This is a genomic window from Ruegeria sp. BE9, from assembly GCF_056538765.1.
Map to the genome: position 1 here is coordinate 156,167 of NZ_JBQFTS010000001.1, position 14,489 is coordinate 170,655.

15 protein-coding genes are annotated in these 14,489 nt (G+C 56.7%); 10 read left to right on the forward strand and 5 right to left on the reverse strand.

Annotation, left to right across the window (positions count from 1 at the left end):
- Positions 1-20: 20 nt before the first annotated feature.
- Genes ACR0EO_RS00750 through ACR0EO_RS00760 form a run of 3 tightly spaced genes read left to right on the forward strand, consistent with a single transcriptional unit; the run spans position 21 to position 2,389 of the window.
- Complete coding sequence (locus tag ACR0EO_RS00750) at positions 21-845, forward strand: sulfite exporter TauE/SafE family protein (RefSeq protein WP_480686482.1); 825 nt, start codon at positions 21-23, stop codon at positions 843-845.
- Positions 842-1,624: a hypothetical protein gene (locus ACR0EO_RS00755; protein WP_480686483.1), complete on the forward strand. Its 783-nt coding sequence runs from the start codon at positions 842-844 to the stop codon at positions 1,622-1,624. The genes ACR0EO_RS00750 and ACR0EO_RS00755 overlap by 4 nt, the downstream gene beginning before the upstream one ends.
- A 36-nt stretch (positions 1,625-1,660) precedes the next feature.
- Complete coding sequence (locus ACR0EO_RS00760; RefSeq protein ID WP_480686484.1) at positions 1,661-2,389, forward strand: SpoIIAA family protein; 729 nt, start codon at positions 1,661-1,663, stop codon at positions 2,387-2,389.
- 266 nt (positions 2,390-2,655) lie between these two features.
- Here the strand turns inward: ACR0EO_RS00760 and ACR0EO_RS00765 are convergent, their stop codons facing one another.
- Genes ACR0EO_RS00765 through ccmI form a run of 3 tightly spaced genes read right to left on the reverse strand, consistent with a single transcriptional unit; the run spans position 2,656 to position 4,594 of the window.
- Positions 2,656-2,889: a DUF1289 domain-containing protein gene (locus tag ACR0EO_RS00765; protein WP_480686485.1), complete on the reverse strand. Its 234-nt coding sequence runs from the start codon at positions 2,887-2,889 to the stop codon at positions 2,656-2,658.
- A gap of 17 nt (positions 2,890-2,906) precedes the next feature.
- Positions 2,907-3,371, reverse strand: a complete 465-nt coding sequence (gene ruvX / locus ACR0EO_RS00770) for a Holliday junction resolvase RuvX (RefSeq protein WP_480686486.1) — start codon at positions 3,369-3,371, stop codon at positions 2,907-2,909.
- Positions 3,368-4,594 carry a c-type cytochrome biogenesis protein CcmI gene (gene ccmI, locus ACR0EO_RS00775; protein WP_480686487.1) on the reverse strand — a complete coding sequence of 409 codons (1,227 nt, stop codon included), beginning with the start codon at positions 4,592-4,594 and terminating at the stop codon, positions 3,368-3,370. The genes ruvX and ccmI overlap by 4 nt, the downstream gene beginning before the upstream one ends.
- A gap of 196 nt (positions 4,595-4,790) precedes the next feature.
- On the opposite strand from ccmI, the gene ACR0EO_RS00780 reads away from it, so the two are divergent.
- From ACR0EO_RS00780 to ACR0EO_RS00795, 4 genes are all read left to right on the forward strand, one after another.
- Positions 4,791-6,035, forward strand: a complete 1,245-nt coding sequence (locus tag ACR0EO_RS00780) for a sarcosine oxidase subunit beta family protein (RefSeq protein WP_480686488.1) — start codon at positions 4,791-4,793, stop codon at positions 6,033-6,035.
- A gap of 76 nt (positions 6,036-6,111) precedes the next feature.
- Complete coding sequence (locus ACR0EO_RS00785) at positions 6,112-6,441, forward strand: sarcosine oxidase subunit delta (RefSeq protein WP_480686489.1); 330 nt, start codon at positions 6,112-6,114, stop codon at positions 6,439-6,441.
- A gap of 43 nt (positions 6,442-6,484) precedes the next feature.
- On the forward strand, positions 6,485-9,499 hold the full coding sequence (locus tag ACR0EO_RS00790) for a sarcosine oxidase subunit alpha family protein (protein ID WP_480686490.1): 3,015 nt from the start codon (positions 6,485-6,487) through the stop codon (positions 9,497-9,499).
- Positions 9,492-10,058, forward strand: coding sequence for a sarcosine oxidase subunit gamma (locus ACR0EO_RS00795; protein WP_480686491.1), 567 nt, complete (start codon positions 9,492-9,494; stop codon positions 10,056-10,058). Before ACR0EO_RS00790 ends, ACR0EO_RS00795 begins: the two co-directional genes overlap by 8 nt.
- A gap of 723 nt (positions 10,059-10,781) precedes the next feature.
- Here the strand turns inward: ACR0EO_RS00795 and ACR0EO_RS00800 are convergent.
- Positions 10,782-11,543 (reverse strand): FkbM family methyltransferase, encoded by a 762-nt coding sequence (locus ACR0EO_RS00800; RefSeq protein ID WP_480686492.1) that lies wholly within the window; start codon positions 11,541-11,543, stop codon positions 10,782-10,784.
- 101 nt (positions 11,544-11,644) lie between these two features.
- On the opposite strand from ACR0EO_RS00800, the gene ACR0EO_RS00805 reads away from it, so the two are divergent.
- From ACR0EO_RS00805 to ACR0EO_RS00815, 3 genes are all read left to right on the forward strand, one after another.
- Positions 11,645-12,244 (forward strand): superoxide dismutase, encoded by a 600-nt coding sequence (locus ACR0EO_RS00805; protein ID WP_480686493.1) that lies wholly within the window; start codon positions 11,645-11,647, stop codon positions 12,242-12,244.
- Between the two features lie 3 nt (positions 12,245-12,247).
- Positions 12,248-13,129: a metallophosphoesterase gene (locus tag ACR0EO_RS00810; RefSeq protein ID WP_480686494.1), complete on the forward strand. Its 882-nt coding sequence runs from the start codon at positions 12,248-12,250 to the stop codon at positions 13,127-13,129.
- Positions 13,130-13,338: 209 nt separating this feature from the next.
- Positions 13,339-13,791: a host attachment family protein gene (locus ACR0EO_RS00815; RefSeq protein ID WP_480686495.1), complete on the forward strand. Its 453-nt coding sequence runs from the start codon at positions 13,339-13,341 to the stop codon at positions 13,789-13,791.
- 47 nt (positions 13,792-13,838) lie between these two features.
- Here ACR0EO_RS00815 and ACR0EO_RS00820 read toward each other — a convergent pair whose 3' ends face one another.
- Positions 13,839-14,390, reverse strand: coding sequence for an LOG family protein (locus ACR0EO_RS00820; protein ID WP_480686496.1), 552 nt, complete (start codon positions 14,388-14,390; stop codon positions 13,839-13,841).
- Between the last annotated feature and the right edge of the window lie 99 nt (positions 14,391-14,489).

Consider the following 14,489-nt stretch of genomic DNA (forward strand, 5'->3'; position numbering starts at 1 on the left):
CTGGCCGGTATGGGGGAAGAATGCCCGAGACGATGTTGCTGGCCCAGATGCTGGGCCTTTTGCTTGTGATCGGGGCGCTGGCTGGTGTGCTGGCCGGATTGCTTGGTGTTGGCGGGGGAATCGTGCTGGTACCTGCCTTTTTCTATGCATTTCAAACGCTTGGATACGGTGGGCCACAGTTGATGCAGCTGTGTCTGGCAACCTCTTTGGCGACGATTATTGTGACATCGCTCCGATCTGTGATGGCGCATAACAAAAAGGGTGCCGTAGACTGGGACATCTTGCGCGGTTGGGGGCCGGGGATCGCTATCGGAGCAGTCATCGGTGTGTTGGTCGCCTCGGCGCTTAGGACCGAAGCCTTGCAAGCGCTTTTCGGTGTTTTGGGAATGGTCATTGGGGCTTATCTGGGTCTAGGTAAATCCGAATGGCGTCTCGGCGATGCGATGCCTAAAGGGCTTCGCCGCGCGGTGCTGTCACCCTCCGTCGGGTTTCTATCCGTCCTGATGGGGATCGGTGGCGGTAGCTTTGGCGTGCCGTTGATGAGCCTTTTCAACACCCCCATTCACCGGGCTGTCGCGACTGCAGCGGGTTTCGGTGTGATCATCGCTGTGCCGTCGGTTCTGGGGTTCCTGTTTCTAGACATCGCGCCGGAACACCGTCCGCCGCTAACCATCGGTGCCGTTAATCTGGTTGCGTTTGCCATCGTAGTTGCAATGACGATGATTACCGCGCCTTGGGGGGTCAAATTGGCCCACGCGATGGATCCGAAGCCGCTCAAGCGTGTATTTGCTGTGTTCTTGACGCTGGTAGCTTTGAACATGCTGCGCAAGGCGCTGGGCTTTTGAGTGGGTTTTGGGAAAACGGCTGGATCAAGTTTCCTTATGATCCGGCAATAGCCGATTGGGTTGAGCACGCTCTGCCCGTCGCGCGTGCGTCTGTCAGCGATCCGATCCATTCAGAGTGGCTGGATTGTGAGGGAACGTGGTTTATCGGTGTTGATGCTTTGGACAATGACGCACAGGGCAGGGTGGGGCACTCTGCAGCGCTGACGGGGCAGGCCATGTCCTTTATTGCCGAGCACTACGGAGAATTGCCGCTGCATAAGGGGCAGGTCTCGGTCATTTATCCCGGATATCCTCGTCCTCGTCGTGGCGAAAGCGAAAGTGCCGCTAGATACCGTTCGAACCGAGATGCCGCGCATGTGGATGGCTTGCGCCCGATGGGGCCTGATCGCAGACGGCGGGTGGATGAGCCGCATGCCTGGATTTTGGGTATTCCTTTGACCGAGGCCAGCGAGGATGCCGCGCCCATGGTGCTGTGGGAGGGGAGCCACAAGGTTCTGCGTTCCGCTTTCGAAAGTGCGTTGAATGGACACTCGAGAGACAGCCTTCACGAAGTCGATATAACCGACATCTACCAAACAGCCCGCCGAGAGGTTTTTGAGACCTGCAAACGTATCGAGCTGCCTGCAAAACCAGGGGAAGCTTACCTTTTGCATCGGCATTGTTTGCACGGCGTTGCTCCGTGGGGGGTAGACGCGACAGCCGGAGAAGATGGACGGATGATCGCCTATTTCCGCCCCGAATGTGCAGAGGGTGTAGCCGAATGGATCGAATCCCCCTAACGTCCTGTCCTTATTAAGGTTTGGAGGTTTTGTTCGATGATTACGATCCACACGAATTCCGATGGTGCCCTGATCGAGGTCGAATTGTCTGGCGAGGTAACCAGCGCTGATTACAGTCAAACACTGGTTCCCGCCATCGAGGCGGCGTTGGCCGATCATGACACCGTTCGTTTGCTGGCGGTCGTTCAGCCAGAGTTCAAGGGCTATGATCTGGGCGCCGCATGGGCGGATACAAAGCTTGGCCTTAGCCACTGGCGCGGGTTTGATCGTATTGCGGTTGCCGCGGATCAGGGCTGGGTTCAAACCAGTGTTCGTCTTGCGGCCCCTATCTTGCCTTGTCCTGTGCAAGTCTTTGAGTTGTCTGACCTAGAGGCCGCGCGACGTTGGATGCGAGAATCCCTAGGGTCCATTCACGTAACTGACTTGGGTGGTCCTTGCATTCAAATCAGCCTGTTGGGCAGGCTTGACCCGGAAGAATACAAGCAGGCGGAACGCGATTTGGATACGCTGCTTGCCGATAAGGATGGGTTCAGGCTGCTGATTGACCTGCGTGAATTCGATGGCTGGCAGGGGCTGACAGCATTGGCCGCACACTTCCAACTTGCACGTGGACACGTTGGTTTACTCGATCGAGCGGCCATCGTCGGGGACAAAGCGTGGCAACGCATGGCCCAAAGAGTTGCTAGCCATGTTCTGGGTACGCGGACAGAGTACTTTCCGTCAGAAGATGTAGAAAATGCAAAGACTTGGCTTGCCGCAGGGTGAGCTTAAAAATTAGGCAATCACGCGTTGGTGAAAAAGTGACGCCACGTCACAAAATGTAAAATACCCGTTTTTCTTGATCGGTTGGTCAAAAAAAACGTACTTACAATTTGTTCTTCCGTCGAACCACTACGGAAGGGCGTTGACGCTGAAGAGCGCCGCTGTGGGTTGCCACTCAAAACCGGATGTTGCTGAACTTACCCCCCCCTCGGAGTTCAGACCAACCTACAGCGGCGCAGGCTCAGTCAGAATACGGGCAGAGACGTGAGTTAGGCTTTGTTTAGGCGCGAAGCGCGACCGCCACGACGTTTGGCGAGACGAGGCTTACGCGATGGCAGATCATCCATGATTTCGGCCCGCTCGGAGTGATCCATTTTCGACCAGCGTGTGATTTCGTCGATAGTGCGATAGCAGCCGGTGCATATGCGTTCAGTTGGGTGAACGACGCAGATCTGGACGCAAGGGCTTTCGACCTCGTTCCGTTTCCAAACCATGTTCGTCATCGGCTTATCCCGTTCCGTTAAAGAAAGCGCAGCCTATCCAACGCTCCTTGCAGAATATAGCCAGCCGCGACGTGGTCGATAACCTGTCCGCGACGTTTTCGTGTCGTATCCGCCTCTAGAAGTGCCTTTTCGGCCGCAACTGTGCTGAGTCGCTCGTCCCAGAAGCCAATTGAAACCTCAGTCAATCGGGACAGGTTGCGGGCAAAAGCACGGGTCGATTGACAGCGTGGGCCTTCGGTCCCGTCCATGTTTTTCGGCAATCCCAGAATAATGCCTCCGATTTCGCGATCTGCGATGATCTCAAGAAGTCGAGCGGAATCCAGGGTGAATTTTTTGCGGCGGACCGTTTCAAGTGGGCTTGCCACGCCGCGCATCTTGTCGGAAACGGCCACACCGATGGTTTTTTCACCCAGATCCAAACCCATGAGGGCAGTCATGGGTGCCAAAGCGGCGGCGAAATCTTGGAATTCGTCGTGGATCATTGGGCAATTCCGGCTTGCATCGCTGCGGCGTCGATCATCTCAAGTGCTTCAGCGTTGCCTGCAAAGACGTTCATGGCCTCGTTTTTGACGTCGATCGCGCGTTGTCCTTCGCCAATCACGCCCAAGGCCGCGATCAGGCGGGCCCAGTCTTCTGGAGTGCCGCCTTCGGTCGCCAATCGGTCGGACAGCTGATTGACCATCCCGACGATCATCTCTTGACGTTCTTCCGGCGTTAGCGCTGCGGCTGCATCGATATCATCCTGACTTGGGCCAGAGGTGGGCGCAACCTGCATGTCTGGAGCATTGAATACACCGGCGCGGAAGGCGACTTCGTCTAACTGTACGCGGATCGCATCGGCCCAAGGCGCACCGGCGGGTGCATCACGCAGTGCGTCGACCCAAACGCGATAACCGATATCAGGGCGTCCGACTTGTACCATCATTTGTCCCAGGTAGTACTGCGCCGGGCCATGGCGCGGATCACGTTGCAGCGCTTGCCTCAGCGCTTCTTCGGCTTCGGGCGAAACGTAACCGTTGACAGACAGGATCATCATTTCTGCCAGATGGGAATAAGCGTCAGCGGGCGCTTCGTCTCCGGACAGTTCGATGACACGAAGTTGCGCTTTGTAAGCAGCCGGGAAGTTTCCTGCGTTTGCTTCGTGCTGCGCCAGTAGGATCTGCCCCTGCAGGTCGTCTGGTCGTTCCGCCACGGTTTCTCGCAGCTGGGCGAGAAGGTTGGCATAGTTCTCGTCTAGCTCAGGCAAGGGGGCTTGAGGTGTTTCGGCTTCTGCCTCTGCTTGGGTTGGTCGTTCCGCACGCAGGTTTTCAGCCATTTCAATCCGCAAAGACAACGGGCGGTCCGGCAGACCGGCTGCGCCCATTTGGCGGTACAACCACGTTGCGCCGCCGACCAGAGTAACCGTCACGGTAGCAATCGCGACCACGCTCACCCAACGGGACGGGCCTGTTTGGGCGGACTGTGACTGCATCTGAGCGTCGGCGGCCAGAATCCGGCGTGAAATCTCTGTCCGTACCCGTTCAGCATCTGCCTCGCCAATGACGCCACGGGCCAGATCCTTGTCTACGGCGGCCAGTTGTTCGCGGTAGACGCGCAGGTCATACGCCTCTGCGGGTTCGCGTGATTTGCGGCTGCGCAGCATCGAGTAGCCAAGGAAGACCGCGACTGCCAGCGCGGTCAGAATGGTGAGGGCCCAGAACGACATGGTATCTCCGAATTGACTGCCCTGACTTAGACCCGTGGGCGGTTAGAAAAAAGGGACAAATGGCCGCTAGAGGGCTTCATGTCGCAATATTGGGGGCTATGTCGCAATAGTGCGATATTACGGCGTTGCACGGCAGGGGTGTTGTGTCGTTACGCGGCATATCTTCGCCCAATCACCGAACCGGATGGATTCGCCTATGAAACACTATTCAGCCTTTGCTGTGGCGCGAGAAGCGCTGCGCTATCATACCGGGTGGGAGCGCGCCTGGCGTTCGCCCGAACCCAAGAAACGCTATGACGTCATCATCATTGGTGCCGGTGGCCATGGTTTGGCGACAGCCTACTACCTTGGCAAAAACTACGGCATCCAGAATGTCGCCGTGATTGAAAAAGGCTGGCTGGGCGGTGGTAACACCGGCCGGAACACCACCATCATCCGGTCGAACTATCTTCAGGACCCGTCAGCGGCGCTTTATGAAAAAGCGCGCAGCCTGTACGAAGATCTGAGCCAAGATCTGAACTACAACGTTATGTTCAGCCCGCGCGGCGTTATGATGCTGGCGCAGACTCAGCACGAAATTCGCGGCTATCAACGCACGGCACACGCTAACGCGCTGCAAGGTGTTAAGACCGAGTGGATTTCACCCCAGCGCGTCAAAGAGCTGGTTCCGATCATCAATATCGATGGTCCGCGCTACCCGGTTCTGGGTGCTCTGTGGCAAGAGCGCGGTGGCACCGCACGTCACGACGCTGTGGCATGGGGCTACGCCCGTGCCTGTTCTGCGATGGGTATGGATATCATCCAGCAATGCGAAGTTACCGGTGTCCGTTCGGAAAACGGTCGCGTTGTCGGGGTCGACACCACTAAGGGTGCCATCGATTGTGACAAACTGGGTGTCGTGGTTGCAGGTCACTCCGGTCAGTTGGCCGAGATGGCTGGCTTCCGGCTGCCGCTTGAGGCGATTGCGCTGCAGGCACTGGTGTCCGAGCCGATTAAACCCTGCATGGATGTGGTCGTGATGGCGAACACAGTGCACGGCTATATGTCTCAGTCCGATAAAGGTGAGATGGTCATCGGTGGCGGCACCGACGCCTATAACAACTTCACTCAGCGTGGATCGTTCCATCATATCGAGGAAACTGTCCGTGCCTTGGTCGAGACCTTCCCGATGATCTCGCGTCTGAAGATGCTGCGCCAATGGGGCGGTATCGTCGATATGACCGGTGACCGCTCGCCCATCCTGTCGACGACACCATTGGGCAACTGCTTCATCAACTGCGGTTGGGGTACAGGGGGCTTCAAGGCGATCCCGGGTTCCGGCTGGGGAATGGCTCAGCTGATGGCAACCGGCCATTCGCCGTTGACCGAAGCCTTCACGCTGGACCGCTTCAAAGAGGGTCGCTTCATCGACGAAAGCGTCGCCGCCGGGGTGGCACACTAAGGGCTTTGCCCGAGGTGGCCAGCAAACAGAATTCAGGTCGGCCCGCGCGCCGACCGACCGCCAAAAGGATGACCATATGCTGATCCTGAACTGCCCGTATTGCGGCGTTGACGCCGAAGAAACCGAACTGTCGGCCGGTGGCGAAGCGCATCTGAAGCGTTTCGGACCGGGCTCGTCGGACGACGATTTCCACGACTACCTGTTCATGCGTGAAAACCCCAAAGGTGTTCACTTTGAACGCTGGCGCCATGTGAATGGTTGCGGCAAGTGGTTCCACGCGGCCCGCTGCACCAGCACGCTCGAGGTCTTTGGAACCTATTCGGCCCAGACAACCGAGCCGCCGAAAGAAATCCGCGAGGCGATTGCCGCCAAGCGCCCTGGCTGGAAGTGGAGAGAGTTCGAATGATCCGCGCCGCCATCCGTAATTCCGCCTGCGAAAGGTCCGCAACATGAGCACCCGTCTCGCAAAACAAGGCCGGCTGATTAACCGGTCGAAACAGGTCACCTTTACCTTCAACGGCACCTCGATGCAGGGCTTTGAAGGTGACACGCTTGCCTCGGCTCTTCTGGCCAATGACCAGATGATGATGGGCCGGTCGTTCAAGTATCACCGTCCACGCGGCGTTGTCGCCAGTGGTGCCGAAGAGCCGAACGCTCTGGTTGGGCTGGGCGAGGGCAACCGGTTCGAGCCTAACCAGCGTGCCACCACCACCGAAGTATTCAACGGTCTGACTGCTATCTCGCAGAACCATTGGCCGAACCTCGAGTTCGACATCGGCGCAGTTAACACGGCGTTGGCCCGGTTCCTACCGGCTGGTTTCTACTACAAGACGTTTATCCATCCGAAGCCGTTCTGGAAGCACGTCTACGAACCGTTCATCCGTCAATCCGCCGGTTTGGGCAAAGCTCCCGACAAGGACTCGCGTGATGCGGACACCTATGAGCACTTCTATGCCTTCACCGATGTATTGGTGATCGGCGGCGGTGTTGCTGGTTTGCAGGCGGCAAAAGCTGCGGCGCAGTCCGGTGCCAAGGTCATGCTGATCGAGCAGACCGCGCACTGGGGCGGTCGTGCACCTGTCGACGGTGGAACCATTGATGGCGAGCCTGTGGATAAGTTCGTGGAACAATTAGTTTCCGAACTCGAAACAATGGGCAACGTCACCATGCGCAATCGCTGCATGGGCGCGGGGGTCTACGACCACGGTTATGTGCTGGGCTATGAACGACTGACAGACCACACACCGGGCGTTCAGGGACCACGTCACCGTCTGTGGCGCATCCGTACGAACCAGGTTGTGACCGCCACTGGCGCAATCGAACGTCCGCTGTCTTTTGCGGGTAACGATGTGCCCGGCGTGATGCTGGCTTCGGCCATGCGCGATTACGTTGTCAACTGGGGCGTAACCCCGGGTGAGCGCGTAATTGTTGCGACCAACAACGACGATGCTTACCGCACTGCGATCATCCTGAAGCAAGCCGGATTGGACGTTCTGCGTATCGTAGACGCCCGGACTGCGGCCGGTCCTCTGGCTGAGGAAGCGCGTCAGCTTGGGATCCAGGTCGACCCAGGCAAGGCGATCGCCAAAGTCAAAGGTGGCAAGCGCGTTAAAAAGGTCGCACTGTGTAATCAGGAAGGCATCGGCGGTGCTCGCGAAGAAGTTGAGTGCGATGCAGTTGCCATGTCCGGCGGTTGGTCCCCAGTTGTGCATATGTGGTCGCATTGCGGCGGCAAGCTGATCTGGGATGAGGCGAACGCACACTTCCGCCCCGATCCAGAACGCCCGCCGCTGGGTGCAAATGGCGAAGGCTTTGTCGTCGCCGCCGGTTCGGCCAATGGCCCGCTGGCGCTGGGCGACGTACTAGCAGACGCTCAGACCGCAGGTGAAGCTGCAGCCAACGGTGCTGGCTTCAAGCCCAAGTCGGCTGATGCTCCGAAAGGAGAGACCACCGCAGAAGCTGCGATGGAGCCTGTTTGGTTGATGCCATCTAATGCCGAGATCGGCTTGCGCATGAAGTCCTGGTTGGACTTCCAGAACGACGTCAAAGTATCCGACGTCCAACTGGCAGCCCGTGAAGGTTACGAGAGCGTTGAGCACACCAAGCGTTACACCACTTTGGGTATGGCTACCGATCAGGGAAAGTTGAGCAACATCAACGGATTGGCGATCCTTGCTGATGCACTTAATGCCGAGATTCCAAAAGTCGGAACCACTACATTCCGTCCGCCTTATACGCCCATCTCGCTGGCGTCGATCGGTGGTGAGGCACGTGGTGAGGTCTTCCAGCCGATTCGCCAAACTCCGATGCACAACTGGCACGACAAGAACGGTGCTGACTGGGAACCCGTCGGTCACTGGCGCCGGACTTATGCCTATGTCCGTCCCGGTGAATCCGTGCATGACGCCGTGAATCGCGAGGTGAAGAACACTCGTGAAAACCTCGGCCTGCTGGATGCTTCGACGCTGGGTAAGCTGATCGTTAAGGGCCCCGATGCCGGTAAATTCCTGGACATGCTGTATACCAACATGATGTCCACTCTGAAGGTCGGCAAATGCCGTTATGGCCTGATGTGTTCGGAAAACGGCTTCTTGATCGACGATGGCGTTGTCGCCCGTATCGATGAAGATACATGGCTGTGTCACACAACCACCGGCGGAGCGGAACGTATCCACGCGCACATGGAAGAGTGGCTGCAGACCGAGTGGTGGGACTGGAAAGTCTATGTCGCCAACGTGACCGAGCAGTACGCTCAGGTCGCCGTTGTCGGCCCCAACGCCCGCAAGGTTTTGGAGAAGCTTGGGGGCATGGATGTCAGCAAAGAGGCGTTGCCGTTCATGGAGTGGCGCGACGGTAAGATCGGTGAGTTCGATTGCCGTGCCTACCGCATCTCGTTCTCGGGTGAGCTGTCCTATGAGATCGCCGTTCCTGCCAGCCAGGGTCAGGCGTTCTGGAACGCTCTGATGGAGGCAGGCAAAGAGTTCGGAGTGATGCCTTACGGTACCGAATGTCTGCACATTCTGCGGGCCGAGAAGGGCTTTATCATGATCGGGGACGAGACCGATGGCACTGTGATCCCGCAGGATCTTGGGCTGCACTGGGCGCTCTCGAAAAAGAAAGAGGACTACCTCGGAAAACGCGCCCATTCGCGTACTCACATGGCGGATCCAGAGCGTTGGAAACTGGTTGGGCTTGAGACTGTGGATGGTTCGGTCATTCCTGACGGCGCTTACGCAGTGGGCGAGGGCGTCAACGCAAACGGTCAACGCAATATGATCGGTCGCGTGACCTCGACCTATTACTCGGCAAACCTTGGTAAGGGCATTGCCATGGGTCTGATCAAGCACGGTCCTGATCGGATGGGCGAGATTGTCGAGTTCCCGGGCACCGACGGTAAATCTTACAAAGCAAAGATCGTGGACCCGATCTTCTTCGACAAAGATGGGGAGAAGCAGAATGTCTGAGCCTATCAGCGCACTGAACCACGCCAGCTATGATGGCATTGCCAAGGTCCAGGAATGCGGCCTGCAGGGTATGATCACCTTGCGCGGCGACCTGTCAGACAAAGTGCTGGCCAAGGCCGTAAAAGACGCGACCGGGCAGGCTGTGCCCGGTCAGCGTGAAGTTCTGGTCAATGGCGATACTGGCGTGTGCTGGATGTCCACCGATGAGCTTTTGATCCTGGTCCCCTATGCCGAGGTCGAAGCCAAGTTGGCTGCTATGGCCAACGCGCTCAGCGGTACGCACGCCTTGGCGGTGAACGTTTCTGACGCGCGTGCAGTTTTCCGGGTTTCGGGTGCAAACGCACGCGAGGTTCTGGGCAAGCTCACACCGGTCGACCTCTCGGCTGAGGCGTTTCAGCCGGGTCAAATCCGCCGCTCGCGTCTGGCACAGGTCGCAGGGGCGTTCTGGATGGATGATGCAGAGACCTTCCGCATCGTTTGTTTCCGGTCGGCTGCCGACTACGCGTTCAAGCTACTCAAGGTTGCTGCGCAGCCAGGTAGTGAGGTTGGGTTTTACTAATCTCCTCCAAACTAGAAGTGTCACAATAAACGGCCGCCTGTTCCATCAGGCGGTCGTCTTGCTTTCGGGAATGTAAAACCTTTGAGCGCATCTTATCGGAGATGGTAATGTGCGATCTAAGCTTAAGAAAAGTACAGCTGCCCTTGTAATTTCCTTGGCCGCAACTTCAGGAAAAGCCGAAGTCTTCACCTATGACTGCAGCCTGTATCGGATGGAGCGTGGATGAATTTTCGAGCGTGTGATCCTGAGCGTGGAAGATGAAAACAAACGAGGGCGGGTTTATAATGCATACATACATCATCACAATAACGAGCAGCCCAAGGACGTAAGATATAAGAAAACCCGCAAGGGCGAGTTCAGATTGATGTGGAACATGAAAATCCCTGCCTGCAACAGTGGACTTGTTTCACTGAATTGCACCGCCAAACTGAACCCGGAAAGAAAGCGTTTAGATTTGAACGCAAGATTCCCGCAGGTTAAGGCGCTCAATAGGCCATTGGCTTGTGGCAGCTACACCGTGCAGCCCAACGATTCACTTTACGACTCCTAATCTTTGCGGGCCCCGGTATCAGCCCGATCGGAATTGATAAGCCCGGGAAGTTCTGGGGCTTTTCTCATTTGACCAGCACGCAGCGCCCGGTTCCGTAAGGCTTGTTGGACGCGCGTACATTGCCGATGAGAACAAATCTCAATGCAAGTAATGCGGGGTAAGGAACTCGCGATTTAGCCTCGCAGAACGATCGCTCTGTACCGATCCAATTCCTGCGGTTCCAACATCTGCTGGATACTGATCTTTTGCCCAGCTTCGTCGTATATCTCCGAGTAAAACGAAAGGCTTTCCAGCAAGTTCAATGTGGCTTCAAAACGATCTTCTTGGGCCATCATCGGTGAATGTAGAGAAAGGTAGAGCGCGGGTCGGACCTGCTTTAGCCAAGGAAGCAACGTGGGAAGAACGAAGAACTCAGCCCCTTCGACATCCATCTTGACCAGCGAAACACCAGAAAGATCATTTGCGGCCTCAAACTGATCCCAGCCGATCGTCAGCGCATCGTTTCCGTGAGCCGCGTCATGCAGCAACGAACTGGTTGAGTCGCCGGGTTCGCCGCGCACCGACGCCATGCGGGCCACGCCGAACCTGTCCGAGAGTGCCACTCCAAAAGCCGACACATTGCTTATGTCGTTAAGCTCCAGATTCCATGCAAGATGGCGGTAAGCTGTGGGATCGGGCTCGAAACACCAAACGTGGCGTGCCTTGCGTGCGCCATAGAGCACCGTGGGGCCGATCCACGCGCCAATGTCGAGGTAATCGCTTTCTGGCGTCAGGTATTGATCGAGTACCGCAAATGTCTCAGGTTCCCACGCTCCGGCGGTTGCTTTGCGCCAGAACTTCGAATGATAGGGATCCAGTCGGAACGGTTCTCCGTTCAGGTTGCCTGCATAGTATCCGCGGGCGCGGTAAAACATCTTGCGCGCCTGCGTCAGCATCGCGGACCTCCGGGTTTTCTTGTCACGGCCCTTGACCTACGGCGCTTGCCAAAGCATGTAACCTTTGGAAACCGCAACATTCATTTCAACAGGGGGCCGAGATGGCTTTTGAACTTCCTGATCTTCCTTATGCACATGACGCGCTGGCAGCCAAGGGCATGTCCGCGGAAACATTGGAATATCACCACGACCTGCACCATAAGGCCTATGTCGACAACGGCAACAAGCTGATCGCCGGCACCGAGTGGGACGGCAAGTCGATGGAAGAGATCATCGTTGGCACCTACGATGCAAACGCTGTCGCGCAAAACGGCATCTTCAACAACATCAGCCAGCTGTGGAACCACAACCAGTTCTGGGAAATGATGGGCCCCGGCGACAACGCGATGCCGGGCGAGCTGGAAAAAGCTCTGGTCGAGAGCTTCGGCTCGGTTGACGAGTTCAAGTCGCAGTTCAGCGCGGCTGGTGCCGGTCAGTTCGGTTCAGGCTGGGCGTGGCTGGTTAAGAACGCAGACGGCTCGCTGGCCGTTACCAAGACCGAAAACGGCGTGAACCCACTGTGCTTCAACCAAACCGCTCTGCTGGGTTGTGACGTTTGGGAGCACTCGTACTACATCGACTTCCGCAACAAGCGTCCGGCTTACCTGTCGAACTTCCTCGACAACCTGGTGAACTGGGAAAACGTTGCATCGCGGATGTAATCTTTGACCCGACGAGGGTTCATAAAGGGCCTGCTGGCGGTAATGCTGGCAGGCCTTTTTGCTTCTTTATACGGGTTCTTTATCGAGCCCGCTCTTCGGTTGCGTGTTCAGCAGTGGCGCTTGAAGCGTTCGGACTGGACTGCGCCGCCATTACGCATAGTGGTTCTCGCTGATTTGCATGTTGGCGAGCCTCATGTCGGGTTGAACCGGATTAAGCAGGTCGTACGCCGAACAAACGCAATGTCCCCCGATCTGGTTCTATTGCTGGGTGATTTTGCTGCTGGGCACAAAATGGTTTCTCAGCCAGTAGCTATAGCTGACCTTGCCCCGGAATTGGCTAAGCTGCAGGCCAAGCAAGGTGTTTTCGCCGTGTTGGGAAACCACGACTGGTGGGATGACCTAAAGGCCCAAAAGCGGGGTGGTGGACCAAATCTCTATGCGGATGCCCTGCAGCAAAACGGTATCAGAGTGCTGTCAAATGAGGCGCTCAAACTTGAGAACGCCGGCATCTGGTTAGCCGGTCTTGAGGACCAACTGGCCATCGCCCAAGGTCATGGTCAGTTCCGAGGGTTGGACGATTTGCCCGGAACACTTGCGCAAATCACGGATGACTCTCCGGTCGTGCTGATGGCGCACGAACCGGATATTTTTCCACAGGTTCCGGCGCGCGTTGCGCTGACACTATCCGGCCATACGCACGGCGGGCAGGTGCGGCTGTTCGGCTGGTCGCCGGTCGTACCTTCGCGATTTGGCAACCGATATGCCTATGGGCACGTGCGCGAGGATTCCCGTGATTTAGTCGTTTCGGGGGGAATCGGTTGCTCGATTCTCCCTGTTCGTTTCGGCGTGACGCCAGAAATCACTGTGATCGAGATGTCCGCCTGACAGGTGGAAACTTGCCTATAGGTCAACTTTCGATCCTGACGGCATTGTATGGGACTGGGCAGTGCTTACCTAAAGTCTGCGGAAGGGAGAGAGCCGCCAACCAATTGATATAGCAAGCAGTCAGCGCGCAGGCCATCGGCCAGCGCGTCTCGGGTAGAGCTGTGCTTAACGGATGAGGGATGGTTTCAAAACCATAACAGGAGATCACAATGGTAGCACTTGCACAGGGAACATGGGTTGTCATCGCCGACGGGGAAAAGGCGTTGTTCATGGAAAACATCACAGATGCCGAAGATCCAAATCTGGTGGTTGTTTCAGTAGAAGAGAGTGACGTGCCGATTGCTAAGCCCACAGATCGGGCAGGACGTCGCGCAGATACCGGGCCAAATCAAAAATCTGCGGTTGAGGAAGCCAAGTGGAAAACCCATGCGAAAACCCTGTTCGTGCAGGATGTTGCCAACCTTTTGAACCGCAAAGGCCTAAAAGGCGCATTCAACCGTCTGGTCTTAGTTGCAAGTCCGCATGTCTTGGGGCTGCTACGCCGTCGGTTGCATAGTGAAGTGCTCAGCAAAGTGGTTGCTGAGGTCGACAAAACTCTGACCAATCACCCGCTTCACAAGGTAGAGCAGGTTCTAACAAACCGTTTGAAACCAGCAGTTTAAGCTGTGGACCTCAGCGGACGGTTCGACCCGTCCGCTGGGTGATCGACCTAGTTCAGGACGCGGCGAAGTTCGGCGATCGCGGTTTGTGGATTTTCGACCCAAGTTATGAATTCTGCCAAAGACCCATCGGCAAAACCTTGTCCAATGACTTGTTGGATCAGCTCACGCAGAGCATCCCAATACCCGTCGACGTTCATAATGAGAATGGGCTTTTCATGAAGACCCAGTTGCCGCCATGTCAGCGCCTCGAACAGCTCATCTAACGAGCCGGGGCCGCCTGGCAGAACAACAACAGCATCCGCGTTCATGATCATGACCTTTTTGCGCTCGTGCATCGTTTCGGTAATCACGAAACGGGTCAGGTCTGTCTTGCCGACTTCGCGTCGAAGCAAGTGAACAGGAATGACACCAAATGTATCTCCGCCAGCCGACTGGGCCGCACGCGCGACTTCGCCCATCAAGCCCACATCGCCAGCCCCGTAGACCAGCCGCCAACCTTCTTCAGCCAACATTTTTCCGAAGGTTCGGGCGGAATTTGAATAGGCAGGCTGAGCTCCATTGCGTGACCCGCAATACACACACACCGACTTCTGAGACATGAGGGGGCTTCTCTCGACTTGTATCTGGGACTTTGACCCCTGATAGCGGGATTGATAGATTGGCTCAACCGTCAGGCAGAATGTGTTATAGTCAAAGCA

Bases quoted from the DNA above. Each gene is read 5' to 3' on its own strand.
- ACR0EO_RS00750 (WP_480686482.1), top strand. From the start codon at position 21: ATGCCCGAGACGATGTTGCTGGCCCAGATGCTGGGCCTTTTGCTTGTG.
- ACR0EO_RS00760 (WP_480686484.1), top strand. From the start codon at position 1,661: ATGATTACGATCCACACGAATTCCGATGGTGCCCTGATCGAGGTCGAA.
- ACR0EO_RS00765 (WP_480686485.1), bottom strand. From the start codon at position 2,889: ATGACGAACATGGTTTGGAAACGGAACGAGGTCGAAAGCCCTTGCGTC.
- ruvX (WP_480686486.1), bottom strand. From the start codon at position 3,371: ATGATCCACGACGAATTCCAAGATTTCGCCGCCGCTTTGGCACCCATG.
- ccmI (WP_480686487.1), bottom strand. From the start codon at position 4,594: ATGTCGTTCTGGGCCCTCACCATTCTGACCGCGCTGGCAGTCGCGGTC.
- ACR0EO_RS00780 (WP_480686488.1), top strand. From the start codon at position 4,791: ATGAAACACTATTCAGCCTTTGCTGTGGCGCGAGAAGCGCTGCGCTAT.
- ACR0EO_RS00785 (WP_480686489.1), top strand. From the start codon at position 6,112: ATGCTGATCCTGAACTGCCCGTATTGCGGCGTTGACGCCGAAGAAACC.
- ACR0EO_RS00790 (WP_480686490.1), top strand. From the start codon at position 6,485: ATGAGCACCCGTCTCGCAAAACAAGGCCGGCTGATTAACCGGTCGAAA.
- ACR0EO_RS00795 (WP_480686491.1), top strand. From the start codon at position 9,492: ATGTCTGAGCCTATCAGCGCACTGAACCACGCCAGCTATGATGGCATT.
- ACR0EO_RS00800 (WP_480686492.1), bottom strand. From the start codon at position 11,543: ATGCTGACGCAGGCGCGCAAGATGTTTTACCGCGCCCGCGGATACTAT.
- ACR0EO_RS00805 (WP_480686493.1), top strand. From the start codon at position 11,645: ATGGCTTTTGAACTTCCTGATCTTCCTTATGCACATGACGCGCTGGCA.
- ACR0EO_RS00815 (WP_480686495.1), top strand. From the start codon at position 13,339: ATGGTAGCACTTGCACAGGGAACATGGGTTGTCATCGCCGACGGGGAA.
- ACR0EO_RS00820 (WP_480686496.1), bottom strand. From the start codon at position 14,390: ATGTCTCAGAAGTCGGTGTGTGTGTATTGCGGGTCACGCAATGGAGCT.